The organism is Streptomyces sp. NBC_01707 (genome assembly GCF_041438805.1).
Taxonomy (GTDB): Bacteria; Actinomycetota; Actinomycetes; order Streptomycetales; family Streptomycetaceae; genus Streptomyces.
Map to the genome: position 1 here is coordinate 6,045,058 of NZ_CP109190.1, position 12,957 is coordinate 6,058,014.

A 12,957-nucleotide genomic window follows, 5' to 3' on the forward strand; every position below is an offset into this window, starting at 1 on the left:
CGCTGTCTGAGCGCGCGTATCACAGGGCCTCCAATGCGTCTCTGAGCCGGCGCAGCAGGGCGACGTCGGGGTCGGCCGTGACCTCGGGAAGCGTGATCCGGCCGGGCGCGGAGGCGGACGGGGCCGCCGTCTGCCGGACCGCTTCGACCAGTCCGTCGGCCGTGAGCCGCCGCAGGTCGACGAGGATGTGGAACGCCGAGCGGCCCAGGTGCTGTGCGATGTCCGATGCCGTACGCACTCCGTCCACCAGGTCGAGGACGCGGCGACGGCGCGCCGGGACGGGGGCGTCGACGGGATGGGCCGCCCGGACGAGCGGGGCGGTGTCGGTCGTCGCGTCCGGCCAGATCCGGTCCAGCAGTTCCCGGCGTCGGAGCGTCTCGCGCTGCACGGCATCGACGGGGACGGGGTGCACGGGACCGATCCAGTGCGAGACCCCGTAACGGAACCGGGCCGGGGTCCGGGTGGGGGCGAGGGCGAAGAAGGCGGCGTCGTACAGCGCGCCCAAGTGGCAGAGCTCCAGTGCGCCGCCGGGTATCCGCCCGCTGTCCACCAGGTAGCGGCCGACCCGCTGCCCGGCGCCCGCCTGGGCGACCGCGTCCCACCAGCCGTCGCGGTGCAGGGTGCCGCCGGTGGTGAGCAGGATGTCGATGCCGGGTGTCGCGGGACTCTCGGCGTGCACGACCTGGCCGTCGGCGAGGTAGAGCGTGCCGCGGTCGCGCATCAGGGCGCCGGTGGCGCGCTCGGCGGCGAGGCGCTGGAGCATGGGGGAGAGGGCGGAGGCTGCTCTCACGGGGGAGGTTCTCTCGGGTGAGGTTCTGCGGGTTCTGTCGGGTGTTCGCTCGGGCGCGTTGGTTCTCATGCCAGGACCAGCCGCTTTGCCATCTCGCCCAGCCGTATCCGGGCCAGCGCCAGGTTGCCGTCCGAACGGTCGAGCCACAGATGCAGGAAGACGCTGCTGTCGAAGGCCGTCTCGACGAATCGGAGGATGTGGTAGCCGGCGCGGGTGGTGATGATGACGTCCTCCACCGGAGGCGTCGCGCCCGTCCCCGTGACGGCGGTCCCGGCCGTGCCTGTCGAGGGTTCCGGGTCGGAGAGGGCGAACGCGGGCTGCTCCGCCGCCATGCGCGCCACCTCGGCCGTCTCGGCGGCGGTCGCCTCGTGGTCGCCGTTGGGCGAGTCGCCGATGGTGCCCAGGGCGAGACCACTCGTCCAGTCGACCACGGCGCCGCCGCGGGCACCGGGCAGCCTCATGACTTCGAGCAGGCACTCGTCGATTCCGGACACGCGGATTCCCTCCCCCGACCGCACACACGGCTGTGACCCTGAGGCTACGCAACGTGCTCGCCCGTGGTGGGAGTTCTGGCATTTTCCATTGGTACATGCGGAAGACGGTCGGAAACGGTCGGACCCGTTGACGCCCCTGTCACGTCCTGTCCGTCTTCGGTGTCGCTCCCAGTCTTCCGTGAAGGTCTTTCGGGCGTGCCTGTTGACTACAAGTATTCAGAGAGACAGGATGTGAATAGAAGCATCACAGAAGCGAGGAGGCATTGCCATGTCAGGACCCCGCCCCGTACGGGCACCGCGCGGTACGGAACTGAGCGCCCTGGGATGGCAGCAGGAAGCCGCCCTCCGCATGCTGCAGAACAACCTCGACCCCGAGGTGGCCGAGCACCCCGACAAGCTCGTCGTCTACGGCGGCACGGGCAAGGCGGCCCGCGACTGGCGCTCGTTCGACGCCATGGTGCGCACGCTGCAGACGCTCAAGCAGGACGAGACGATGCTCGTCCAGTCCGGGCGGCCGGTCGGCGTCATGCAGACCCACGAATGGGCGCCGCGCGTGCTGATCGCCAACTCCAACCTGGTCGGTGACTGGGCGAACTGGGAGGAGTTCCGCCGCCTGGAGGCGCTCGGACTCACCATGTACGGGCAGATGACCGCCGGGTCGTGGATCTACATCGGCACGCAGGGCATCCTGCAGGGCACGTACGAGACGTTCGCCGCCGTCGCCGCGAAGAAGTTCAACGGGACGCTGGCCGGGACGATCACCCTGACCGCCGGACTCGGCGGCATGGGCGGCGCCCAGCCGCTCGCGGTCACCATGAACGACGGCGTCGCGATCTGCATCGACTGCGACCCGCGCGCCATCGAGCGCCGCATCGAGCACCGCTACCTGGATGTGCGCGCCGACTCCCTGGAGCACGCGCTCCAGCTCGCCGTCGAGGCGCGCGACGCACGCAAGCCGCTCTCCATCGGACTGCTCGGCAACGCGGCGGAGCTGCTGCCCCGGATGCTCGCCGAGGGCGCCCCGATCGACATCGTCACCGACCAGACCAGCGCGCACGACCCGCTCGCGTACCTCCCGATCGGCGTCGACTTCGACGACATGGCCTCGTACGCGGCCGAGAAGCCCGCCGACTTCACGCAGCGGGCCCGCGAGGCGATGGCCAAGCACGTCGAGGCGATGGTCGGCTTCATGGACGCCGGGGCCGAGGTCTTCGACTACGGCAACTCGATCCGCGGCGAGGCCCAGCTGGCGGGCTACGACCGGGCATTCGACTTCCCCGGGTTCGTCCCCGCGTACATCCGGCCGCTGTTCTGCGAGGGCAAGGGCCCGTTCCGCTGGGCCGCGCTGTCCGGCGAGGCGTCGGACATCCACAAGACCGACAAGGCGATGCTCGAACTCTTCCCCGAGAACGAGTCGCTGCACCGGTGGATCAAGATGGCCGGCGAGCGCGTCCACTTCCAGGGGCTCCCCGCCCGGATCTGCTGGCTCGGCTACGGCGAGCGCGACCGTGCCGGCGAGCGGTTCAACGACATGGTGGCCAGCGGTGAGCTGGCCGCGCCGCTGGCGATCGGCCGCGACCACCTGGACTGCGGGTCGGTGGCGTCCCCCTACCGCGAGACCGAGGCGATGCTCGACGGGTCCGACGCGATCGCGGACTGGCCGCTGCTGAACGCCATGGTCAACGTGGCGTCCGGCGCCTCCTGGGTCTCCATCCACCACGGCGGCGGCGTCGGGATGGGGCGCTCCATCCACGCGGGGCAGGTGACCGTTGCCGACGGCACGAAGCTGGCGGGCGAGAAGATCCGCCGGGTGCTGACGAACGACCCTGGCATGGGCGTCATCCGGCATGTCGATGCCGGGTACGACATCGCGGAGTCCGTCGCCGCGGACAAGGGCGTGCGGGTGCCGATGACCGAGGGCGGGCAGTGACGGTGCCCGGCACGGTCGGCTCGGTGGGGGGTTCGCTGTCGGGCGCGGGTTCGCCCGCGGCCCCCCTCCGCCGTGGCCCTGAAGGTGGGGGAGACGCCTCCCCCGCCCCGCGGAGCGAAAGCCCGCAGGTCTCCTTCCAGAGCATGTGGAAGGAGCTCGCCCCCATCGGGCGGCATCCCGGGAGCGGCGGCTACCGCCGCTACGCCTGGACCGCCGCCGACGGTGACTGTCGTGTCTGGTTCCGGGCGCAGGCCGAAGCCCGTGGGCTCGGGTACGAGGTCGACCGGAACGGGAACCAGTGGGCCTGGCACGGGGACCCGCTCGGTGACGACGCCGTCGTCACCGGGTCGCACCTCGACTCCGTGCCCGACGGCGGCGCCTTCGACGGGCCGCTCGGTGTGGTCTCCTCCTTCGCCGCGTTCGACGAACTCCGCCGCAGGGGAGTGGAGTTCACTCGTCCGTTCGCCATCACCAACTTCGGTGACGAGGAAGGGGCCCGGTTCGGGCTCGCCTGTGTCGGGTCCCGGCTCGCCGCCGGGCAGCTGACCGTCGAGAAGGCGCACCAGCTCCGCGACGGCGACGGCATCACACTGCCGCAGGCCATGGAGGCCGCCGGCTACGACCCCGAGGCCATCGGCCCGGACCCCGAACGGCTGGCCCGCATCGGTGCGTTCGTCGAGCTCCACGTCGAACAGGGGCGGTCCCTCGACCTCACCGGCGACCCGGTCGGAATCGCCTCCGCCATCTGGCCGCACGGCCGCTGGCGGTTCGACTTCCGGGGCGAGGCCAACCACGCGGGCACCACCCGGCTCGTGGACCGGCGCGACCCGATGCTCACCTACGCGGAGACCGTGCTGGCCGCCCGTCGCGAGGCGCAGCTCACCGGCGCCCTGGCCACCTTCGGCAAGATCGCCGTCGAGCCGAACGGGGTCAACGCCATCCCCTCCCTCGTCCGGGGCTGGCTCGACTCGCGCGCCGCCGACCAGGACACCCTCGACGCCGTCGTCACCGGCATCGAGCGGGCCGCCCGGGAACACGCCGAACGCGCGGGCATCGATCTCGATGTCGTACGGGAGTCCTTCACGCCCGTCGTGGAGTTCCAGCACGCCCTGCGCGACGAACTCGGCAAGCTCCTGACGGGCAGGGGCGGCGGCGACGCGGGCCGCGCCGTGCCCGTCCTCGGCACCGGCGCCGGGCATGATGCGGGTATTTTGTCCGCTTCGGTCCCTACCGCCATGCTGTTCGTACGGAACCCCACCGGGATCTCGCACTCACCGGCCGAACACGCCGCCGAGGACGACTGCGTGGCCGGGGTGATCGCACTCGCCGATGTACTGGAAGGTCTCGCGTGCAGCTGACAACGACATCGACGGGAAAGCGCGACACCGCGACGTTCTGGCTGTCCCACGCCTGGCTCGGCACCCATGTCGAGCCGGGCGTCGCCCTGGACGTCGCCGGCGGGCGGATCGCCGGGGTGCGTACAGGCGTCGACGCCCCGCCGCCGGGCGCCACCGTGCTGCGCGGGCTCACTCTGCCGGGACTCGCCAACGCCCACTCGCACGCCTTCCACCGCGCCCTGCGCTCCACCGTCCAGGTCGGCTCCGGCACCTTCTGGACCTGGCGCGAGATCATGTACCAGGTCTCGTCCAGGCTCACCCCCGAGACGTACTACGACCTCGCCCGCGCCGTGTACGCCGAGATGGCGCTGGCCGGTATCACCGCCGTCGGTGAGTTCCACTATCTGCACCATGCGCCGGGCGGAGTCCCGTACAACAATCCGAACGCGATGGGTGAGGCCCTGATCGCCGCCGCCGACGCGGCCGGTATCCGGATCACGCTGCTGGACACCGCCTATCTCGCCGCCGGGTTCGGGCAGCGGGCCGGGCAGTACCAGCAGCCCAACCAGCACCAGCTGCGGTTCTCCGACACCACGGCCGAGGCCTGGGCCGAACGCGCTTCCCTCCTCAAGGACACCGACCACGCCCTGATCGGCGCTGCCGTCCACTCCGTGCGCGCCGTCCCCGCCGGGCAGCTCGCCACCGTGGCCGCGTGGGCCGAGGGCCGGCAGGCCCCCCTCCATGTCCACCTCTCGGAACAGGTTGCGGAGAACGAGGCCTGCCAGGCCGCCCACGGCTGTTCCCCCACCCGGCTCCTCGCCGACCACGGGGTCCTCGGCCCGCGCACCACCGGCGTCCACAACACCCACCTCAGTGACGAGGACATCGCGCTGCTCGGCTCCTCGGCCACCGGTACCTGCATGTGCCCCACCACCGAACGCGACCTCGCGGACGGCATCGGCCCCGCCGTAGCCCTTCAGCGCGCGGGCTCGCCGCTCTCCCTGGGCAGCGACAGTCACGCCGTGATCGACCTCTTCGAAGAGGCCCGCGCGATGGAGCTCAACGAGCGGCTGCGCACCCGGACCCGCGGCCACTGGACCGCGGCCGCACTGCTGCGTGCCGCCACCGGCGAAGGGCACGCAGCACTCGGCCGTCCCGACGCGGGCACCCTCGTACCGGGCGCTTTGGCCGACTTCACCACCGTCGCCCTGGACTCCGTCAGAACAGCGGGACCGGCGCCCCGACTGGCGGCCGAAACAGCCGTATTCGCCGCCTCCGCCGCTGATGTACGGCATACGGTCGTGGCAGGCCGGCACATCGTCCGGGACGGGCAGCACGCGCTCGTCGAGGACGTACCCGCAGCACTCGCCTCGGCCATCGCCGTCCTGCACGGCTGACGCCGGAACCTCGCAAGGAGAGCAGCCCCCCGATGACGACGACCGCCATCACCAACATCGCCAGTCTGGTCACCAACGACCCCTCCCTCGGTGACAATTCCCCCCTGGGCCTGATCCTGGACGCGGCCGTCGTCATCGAGGGCGACCACGTCGTCTGGACCGGTGAGTCAAGCAAAGCACCCGCCACCGACAACGCCGTCGACGCCGGCGGCCGCGCGGTGATCCCGGGGTTCGTCGACTCCCACTCGCATCTCCTCTTCGCGGGCGACCGCACGCAGGAGTTCAACGCCCGGATGTCCGGCCGCCGTTACACCGCGGGCGGCATCAGGACCACGGTCGCCGCCACCCGCGCGGCCACCGACGACGAGCTCTCCGCCAACGTCGTCCGCTATCTGACGGAGGCACTGCGCCAGGGCACCACCACGTTCGAGACCAAGTCCGGCTACGGGCTCACCGTCGAGGACGAGGCCCGCGCCCTGCGTATCGCCGCCCGCCACACCGACGAGGTCACCTATCTCGGCGCCCACGTCGTGTCCCCCGACTACGCCGACGACCCTGCCGGGTACGTCGACCTGGTGACCGGGCCGATGCTCGACGCCTGTGCGCCGTACGCCCGTTGGGTCGACGTCTTCTGCGAGAAGGGCGCGTTCGACGGCGACCAGGCCCGCGCGATCCTCACCGCCGGCATGGCCAAGGGCCTTCACCCCCGCGTCCACGCCAACCAGCTGAGCTACGGCCCCGGTGTCCAGCTCGCCGTCGAGCTCGACGCCGCGTCCGCCGACCACTGCACCCACCTGACCGACGCCGATGTCGACGCCCTCGCCCAGGGCAACACCGTGGCCACGCTCCTCCCCGGCGCCGAGTTCTCGACCCGGGCCGACTGGCCCGACGCCCGTCGCATCCTCGACGCGGGAGCCACCGTCGCGCTCTCCACGGACTGCAACCCGGGCTCGTCGTTCACCTCCTCCATGCCCTTCTGCGTCGCGCTCGCCGTACGCGACATGGGAATGACCCCGGACGAGGCACTGTGGTCCGCAACCGCGGGCGGTGCCGCGGCCCTGCGCCGTACGGACATCGGCCGCATCGCCCCCGGGGCCCGCGCCGACCTGGTCCTCCTCGACGCCCCCAGCCATGTCCACCTCGCCTACCGGCCGGGTGTCCCGCTGGTCCAGGCGGTCTGGCAGCGCGGCGAACGCACGCTCTGACCCCGTCGGCTACGCGCCGGCACCACGTCAGCCATGCGGAAGGACCTGCCCGTTGCCGGGTCAGGTCCTTCCGCAGTGAGGTCGCGCAACGGCGCGGAACGTGCCGGGGAATCATTCCTCCAGCGTCAGGCCCTTCCTGAGCTTGACCAGCGTCCGGGAGAGCAGCCGCGAGACATGCATCTGGGAGATGCCGAGCTCCTCACCGATCTCCGACTGCGTCATGTTGGCGACGAAACGGAGCGAGAGGATCTTCCGGTCGCGGCCGGGCAGCGAGGCGATCAGCGGCTTCAGGGACTCGACGTACTCGACGCCTGCGAGTCCGTGGTCCTCGTAGCCGATCCGGTCGGCCAGGGCACCGTCGGCGTCGTCCTCCATGGGCTTGGCGTCGAGTGAGCTCGCGGTGTACGCGTTGCTCGCGGCCATGCCCTCGACGACCTCGTCGTCGCTGAGTCCGAGGCGGTCGGCGAGTTCGCCCACGGTGGGCGCCCGGTCCAGGTGCTGGGCGAGTTCGTCGCCCGCCTTGGCCAGGTCGATCCGCAACTCCTGCAGTCGTCGCGGGACGCGCACGGACCAACTGGTGTCACGGAAGAAGCGCTTGATCTCGCCGATGATGGTGGGCATCGCGAAGGTGGGGAACTCGACGCCTCGGCTGAGCTCGAACCGGTCGATCGCCTTGATCAGGCCGATGGTGCCGACCTGGACGATGTCCTCCATCGGTTCGCTCCGGGAGCGGAACCGGGAGGCGGCGAACTTGACCAGGGCCAGGTTGAGTTCGACGAGCGTGTTGCGTACGTACGCGTGCTCGTGGGTGCCCTCCTCGAGGGATCCGAGCCGCGCGAAGAGCGTCTTGGACAGCGCTCTGGCGTCCAGCGGACCCACTTCGGAGTACGGGGGGATCTCGGGAAGGTCTTCGAGACCGTCGCCGATGCTGCTGGTCGTGCTGGTGTTGCGGGTGGTGCTGGTGTTGCTGCTGCGCGGGCCGGGTACGGCAACCGTTGCAGGGGAGTCTGATTCGGTCAGTCCCTGAGGACATGCTGACGTTGCGTCGTGGGTACGCGGTCCGTCGAGCCGGGGTGACATTGTCTCCTCCATCGTTCTCGGCATATGGCTGCCGATGCCCTTACGTGTTCCTGCGGTGAAGCGGCGCCTCCAAAGCCGGCCGTGTTTCGGGTGTCCTCCTACCCTTACCCGGTCCGGGGGGCGAGTTACAACCTCCAATTGATGCCAAATGTCCGGTTTGTAGGGTTCCTTGGCTACCGCGTGGCGTACGGAACGCGTACTGTTTTACGAAAGCTGGCGACGGCTGCACACGCAACCGCATACACAGTGACAGTCGGTGACGCGTGAGCGATGATGCAGGCAGTGGCACAGGCAATGGCGAACGGCGAAGAGGGACGGGCATGGACCGCCAGACGGTCGGCAGTGCGAACCGGGGTCGACTTCAGGTCGAGGTCCGGACCGAGGGACGCAGTGAGGTCGTGACGCCGGTGGGTGAGCTCGATCACCACACCGCCGACCTGCTCCGCGAGCCTTTGGAGAGCGCGGTCGAGCAAGGGCGGGTGCGCCTGGTGGTCGACTGTTCGCGACTCGAGTTCTGTGATTCCACCGGGCTGAATGTGCTGCTCGGTGCCCGCCTCAAGGCGGAGGCGGCCGGGGGAGGGGTCCATTTGGCCGGAATGCTGCCGGTGGTGGCGAGGGTCTTCGAGATCACCGGGGCCGAGGCGGTCTTCACCGTCCACGACTCCCTGGAAGAGGCTCTGGACACCTGATCGCGGCGCGGTGTGTGGCATCGGGAGTCGTGTGTGTCGCCCGAGTCACGCGATCCGCGTAGGCGAAGTGGGTGTTGTCACGATTCGGGCGGGCAGGAGAGACCCCGCGAGCGCGGGACGACCTGCACACTCTGTAGTCGGTCCGTACCTGTACCGAACCTGTGCCGGCGCCCGCCGCGGTCCCGAATCTGTACCCGTATCTGTATCTGTATCTGTTCGATGGCGACATGGTGAATCGGTGAGGTGAAGCGCTGATGAGCACCACCCGGCAGCATCAGCCGGGCGACCTCGGCCGCGAGCCGGAGGGCACGGGCGACGGCGCCGGCGCACCCTCCGCCGAGTCGGTCGAGCGACAGTGGCGCACACTGCCGCTGCGGCAGGTCAGCGGCATCGTGCCGGCGGCCCGCGATTTCGCCCGCCAGGCACTGCACGACTGGGGCTGGCTCCCCGCGTCGAGCGCCGATCGCCGAGCGGCTGCCGAAGACGTCCTGCTGGTCGTCTCCGAGCTGGTCACCAACGCCTGCCTGCACGCGGAGGGGCCCGAGGAGCTGCGCATCGGCTGCACCCCGAAGGTGCTGCGGGTGGAAGTTCTCGACGGCGGAGCGGGACAGCCCGCACCTCGCACCCCGCACCGTGCCGGCCGGCCCGGCGGGCACGGCATGTTCATCGTCCAGCGGCTCTGTCTGGACTGGGGGGTTCTGCGGGTGCCGGGTGAGCCCGGCAAGACCGTCTGGGCGGAGCTGGCCGCCCCGGCCTAAGGGCTGTCCCGTCATCCCTGGCCGGCGCACGACGACAGCTACGGCACCTCGCCGCGTTGTCGGGACGCCCGAATACGTTCAGTACGAGGGCGCCCCTCCGCCTTGCGATGCACCGGCTGCGACGCCGCGCGCTGATCCACCAGGGATTACGGGACAGCCCTTGGTCGCGGGCCCGCCTCCGACTCCGTACCCCTGACTTCGCATCCCCGAGGAGCGCGCCGGATCGGCGCGCTCTTTGTCTTCCCTCCACAAGGCCTCAGGCGTACCTTGAGCGCCCAATCTGATGTGTCGTCAGTAACTTGCCTCGATGTGATGCGGCGTGCGGCGACCACCGGCAGGAGGGGAACTCGAGGTGTCGTACCCGAAGCGAACAGCTCTCGCCCTGGCGTCCGCGCTGGCCGGCTCGGTGGTGCTGCTGGCCGCGCCCGCCGCACACGCCACGGTCGTGGACGTCGACTACCAGTGCAAGACCCCGATCGGGGACAAGAGTGCCGTATCGCCCATCGACATCAAGGGCGTCAAGAGCGGCAACGGATACACGCTCACGATGTCCTTCCAGAAGGGCGTCTCGTCCAGCCCCGTCGAGCTGGGCAAGGGCGCCATGAAGCCCAGTGCGGTGATCCGGCTGGGCGGCGCCGAATCGGGCCAGGTGCAGGTCTCGGGCCCGGCGAACGCCGCTGCGATCCCGGCCAACACCCCCATCAAGATCAGTGACTTGACGGGTACCTACACCCCGAAGAAGAGCGGCAAGGTCAGCTTCACCGCGGGGGTGCTCACCATCAAGGCTCTCGGCACGACCACGACCTGCACCCCCGGCAACAGCCCCAAGCCGTCGCTGGAGCTCGATGTGACGGCGGCGGGCGGCGCGCAGAACACGTCGGACCACGGCGGTCAGCTGCCGAAGACCGGTCCGCTCGACTCCGCGACGGCGCTCGGGACGCTCGGCGGCACGGTGCTGCTGACCGGTGCGGCCGGAGTGTTGTGGCTGACCCGGCGCGGGCAGCGGGTCACGGGCTGAGCCACGAACCGCGCCACCGCAACACCCCAGGGCCCATACAGCCGCAGTCCCCGTCCGCGCACTGTGCGTACACGCCAGCTCGGTACGCACAGCTCTGTACGCACCAGGGAGCCCCGCCCATGCCGTCGTCGACCGGTCACGCCGTCCGAGCCGTTCTCGCCGTCCTGCTGTGCGCTTCCGCCGCGACCCCGGCGGCGGCCACCGCCCGGGCGGACAGTGGCACGGACTGGACGGCTCGGCCCGCCGCGAGCGGCGCCGCGACCCGGACAGGCGACGACGGCGGCAGACCGTACTTCTACCTGGAGGGCCCGCCCGGCACCGTCCTGCAGGACCGGCTTGCCGTCACCAACCCGGGCCGCGCCCCGGTCACCGTGAGGCTGCGCGGGGCCGACGTGTACGACGCCGAGGACGGTGGATCCGCGGTACGCGGATCCAAGGACTCCACCGGGACCGGCGGCTGGCTGCGGCTCGCGGCGGACCGGGTGACCGTGCCCGCCCGTACCCGTGCCGAAGTGCCGTTCTCCGTCACCGTGCCGACGAGTGCGCCACCGGGCGACCACCCCGGTGCGATCGTCGCGGAGAGCGCCGGCCGTTCGGTCGGGGTACGCGTCCATCTCCGGGTCAGCGGGCCGACCCTGGCCGCACTGACCGTCGAGGACGTCACCGTGTCCGGCCGGACCATTCACTACACCCTCGTCAACCGTGGCAATGCGGCCCTCGCCCCGCGCCTCGCCGTCAGCGCGGACGGGGTGTTCGGCACGCTGCTGCGACGTGAGGCGCGGACCCTGCCGGTGGAGCTGCTGCCCGGACAGCGGGCGAAGCTCACCGAACCGTGGCGGGACGTCCCCGCCCTCGACTCCGTCACCGTCCGGCTGCGGGTCTCTGCCGCGGGCGGCGCGCACAGCGAGGCGACGGGCTCGGCGGTCCTCGTCCCCTGGGTGCCGGTGACCCTCGGCGTACTGCTGTTCCTGGCCGCGGCAGCGGCGGGCGCGTACCTGCTGCGGCGCAGACAGCTGCGGCCGCCGGACGGTGTCGTCCCGGTATCTCGGCCCACGTCGGACGAAAGGCACTTGGTGAAGGCGGGAGCGGACAGGTGAAACGACAGACCGGACACGTGGGTCGACGGACCGGACCGGCATCCCTGCGGCGCGGCAGCCACCGATGGGTCACCGTGCTGCTCGTGGCCCTGGTGCCCGCCCTGCTGCTCCTGCCCGCACCAGGTGCCCGCGCGGCGGACGGACAGCCCGCGGTCACCCTCTCGAAACAGCAGGCCGGCAAGGGCGGTGAGATCACCGTCAAAGGCAGCGGCTGGCGGTCCGACACCTTGCTGATGATGCTGATCTGCGGGCAGTCCGCGCCCGGTAGGGGCGTCATCGGCGGTACCAACTCCTGCTCCAACGCCGACGGACGCGCCGTCACCACCGATGCCAAGGGCGCCTTCAGCAAGAAGATGCCCGTCGCCGAGCCGCCCGAGCCGTGTCCGTGCGTGGTGCATGTCGCGACGGTCACCGGCGAACAGGCCACCGCCGACGCCGTGTTCGTCGTCGCGGGGCACCCGGTCGCCCCGCTGCCGAAGCAGACCGACGGCGGGAAGCTCGCCGTGCTCGCCGCGACCCGGCTGGAGGGCGACAGCGGCATCCTCACCTGGTTCGGAGCCCCGCCCGCACGGAGGCTCGTCCTCACTGTCGGCAACCTCGGCACGGCACCCGTCAAAAACCCGGTCTTCCAGGTCGGTACGGCGCACGGCGTCTTCGCCCCGCAGTGGGAGGAGCAGCAGTGGCGCGGCACCATCGCGCCCGGCCGCAAGGCGCAGATCAAACTCCCGGTCGAACTGACGGCGGGAGCGCACGGCGACTACCAGATCTCCCTGCGGTACGGGACGAAGGTGCTCGCCGAACAGCCGTGGGGGGTGGGCCGACCGTGGGGCGTCACCCTCTTCTGGATCCTGCTCTGCGTCGTCGTACCGGCCGCCGTGTTCCGGATCGGCATGGCCGTCGTCGACAAGGTCCGGCCCCGCACCCCGCATGCCTCGGTCCGGGCCGGACGTCACCGTCACCCACAGCTCACCGACGTGACCGCGAAGCTCCCGAAGCTGCGCCGGGCGCCGGGCACCACCTTTGTGAACTCCGCGACGGAGGACCGGGCGGGAGGCACCCGGTCCGCTGCGGGCGCGGCCACCACCCCCGCGCTGCCGTGGTTCACACCGGAATCCGCACCGTCAGAGAACAGACCCACGACGAAGGGACATTCGTGAGCACC

12 protein-coding genes are annotated in these 12,957 nt (G+C 70.9%); 9 read left to right on the forward strand and 3 right to left on the reverse strand.

Annotation, left to right across the window (positions count from 1 at the left end; all coding sequences use genetic code 11):
• Nucleotides 1-19 precede the first annotated feature (19 nt).
• Entirely contained in the window at nt 20-763 is a 744-nt protein-coding gene (locus tag OG963_RS27250) for a hypothetical protein (RefSeq protein ID WP_051878729.1), read from the reverse strand.
• A 92-nt stretch (nt 764-855) separates the two neighbouring features.
• The gene (locus OG963_RS27255) at nt 856-1,284 is read right to left on the reverse strand and encodes a hypothetical protein (protein ID WP_093776569.1); all 429 of its coding nucleotides are present in this window, start codon (nt 1,282-1,284) and stop codon (nt 856-858) included.
• Nucleotides 1,285-1,552: 268 nt separating this feature from the next.
• Here OG963_RS27255 and hutU point away from each other — a divergent pair, with 268 nt between their 5' ends.
• The 4 genes from hutU (at nt 1,553) to hutI (ending at nt 7,153) form a co-directional block, all read left to right on the forward strand.
• Nucleotides 1,553-3,214 (forward strand): urocanate hydratase, encoded by a 1,662-nt coding sequence (gene hutU / locus OG963_RS27260; RefSeq protein ID WP_093776571.1) that lies wholly within the window; start codon nt 1,553-1,555, stop codon nt 3,212-3,214.
• 143 nt (nt 3,215-3,357) lie between these two features.
• On the forward strand, nt 3,358-4,572 hold the full coding sequence (locus OG963_RS27265) for an allantoate amidohydrolase (protein WP_319325204.1): 1,215 nt from the start codon (nt 3,358-3,360) through the stop codon (nt 4,570-4,572).
• A complete protein-coding gene (locus OG963_RS27270) occupies nt 4,563-5,948 on the forward strand; it encodes a formimidoylglutamate deiminase (protein WP_093930357.1) in 1,386 nt (461 codons plus the stop codon). The genes OG963_RS27265 and OG963_RS27270 overlap by 10 nt, the downstream gene beginning before the upstream one ends.
• A gap of 32 nt (nt 5,949-5,980) precedes the next feature.
• The gene (gene hutI / locus OG963_RS27275) at nt 5,981-7,153 is read left to right on the forward strand and encodes an imidazolonepropionase (protein ID WP_093930356.1); all 1,173 of its coding nucleotides are present in this window, start codon (nt 5,981-5,983) and stop codon (nt 7,151-7,153) included.
• Nucleotides 7,154-7,264: 111 nt separating this feature from the next.
• On the opposite strand, the gene OG963_RS27280 is transcribed toward hutI, so the two are convergent.
• The gene (locus OG963_RS27280; protein ID WP_093776577.1) at nt 7,265-8,233 is read right to left on the reverse strand and encodes an RNA polymerase sigma factor SigF; all 969 of its coding nucleotides are present in this window, start codon (nt 8,231-8,233) and stop codon (nt 7,265-7,267) included.
• 320 nt (nt 8,234-8,553) lie between these two features.
• On the opposite strand from OG963_RS27280, the gene OG963_RS27285 reads away from it, so the two are divergent.
• From OG963_RS27285 to OG963_RS27305, 5 genes are all read left to right on the forward strand, one after another.
• On the forward strand, nt 8,554-8,922 hold the full coding sequence (locus OG963_RS27285; RefSeq protein ID WP_030926943.1) for an STAS domain-containing protein: 369 nt from the start codon (nt 8,554-8,556) through the stop codon (nt 8,920-8,922).
• Between the two features lie 254 nt (nt 8,923-9,176).
• Nucleotides 9,177-9,680: an ATP-binding protein gene (locus OG963_RS27290; RefSeq protein ID WP_030926945.1), complete on the forward strand. Its 504-nt coding sequence runs from the start codon at nt 9,177-9,179 to the stop codon at nt 9,678-9,680.
• Nucleotides 9,681-10,032: 352 nt separating this feature from the next.
• Nucleotides 10,033-10,698: a peptidase gene (locus OG963_RS27295; protein WP_371799547.1), complete on the forward strand. Its 666-nt coding sequence runs from the start codon at nt 10,033-10,035 to the stop codon at nt 10,696-10,698.
• Nucleotides 10,699-10,817: 119 nt separating this feature from the next.
• Nucleotides 10,818-11,795 (forward strand): hypothetical protein, encoded by a 978-nt coding sequence (locus OG963_RS27300; RefSeq protein ID WP_371799548.1) that lies wholly within the window; start codon nt 10,818-10,820, stop codon nt 11,793-11,795.
• Nucleotides 11,792-12,952: a hypothetical protein gene (locus OG963_RS27305; protein ID WP_371799549.1), complete on the forward strand. Its 1,161-nt coding sequence runs from the start codon at nt 11,792-11,794 to the stop codon at nt 12,950-12,952. The genes OG963_RS27300 and OG963_RS27305 overlap by 4 nt, the downstream gene beginning before the upstream one ends.
• The last annotated feature ends 5 nt before the right edge of the window (nt 12,953-12,957 follow it).

Bases quoted from the DNA above. Each gene is read 5' to 3' on its own strand.
- OG963_RS27250 (WP_051878729.1), bottom strand. From the start codon at position 763: ATGCTCCAGCGCCTCGCCGCCGAGCGCGCCACCGGCGCCCTGATGCGC.
- hutU (WP_093776571.1), top strand. From the start codon at position 1,553: ATGTCAGGACCCCGCCCCGTACGGGCACCGCGCGGTACGGAACTGAGC.
- OG963_RS27265 (WP_319325204.1), top strand. From the start codon at position 3,358: ATGTGGAAGGAGCTCGCCCCCATCGGGCGGCATCCCGGGAGCGGCGGC.
- hutI (WP_093930356.1), top strand. From the start codon at position 5,981: ATGACGACGACCGCCATCACCAACATCGCCAGTCTGGTCACCAACGAC.
- OG963_RS27280 (WP_093776577.1), bottom strand. From the start codon at position 8,233: ATGTCACCCCGGCTCGACGGACCGCGTACCCACGACGCAACGTCAGCA.
- OG963_RS27285 (WP_030926943.1), top strand. From the start codon at position 8,554: ATGGACCGCCAGACGGTCGGCAGTGCGAACCGGGGTCGACTTCAGGTC.
- OG963_RS27290 (WP_030926945.1), top strand. From the start codon at position 9,177: ATGAGCACCACCCGGCAGCATCAGCCGGGCGACCTCGGCCGCGAGCCG.
- OG963_RS27300 (WP_371799548.1), top strand. From the start codon at position 10,818: ATGCCGTCGTCGACCGGTCACGCCGTCCGAGCCGTTCTCGCCGTCCTG.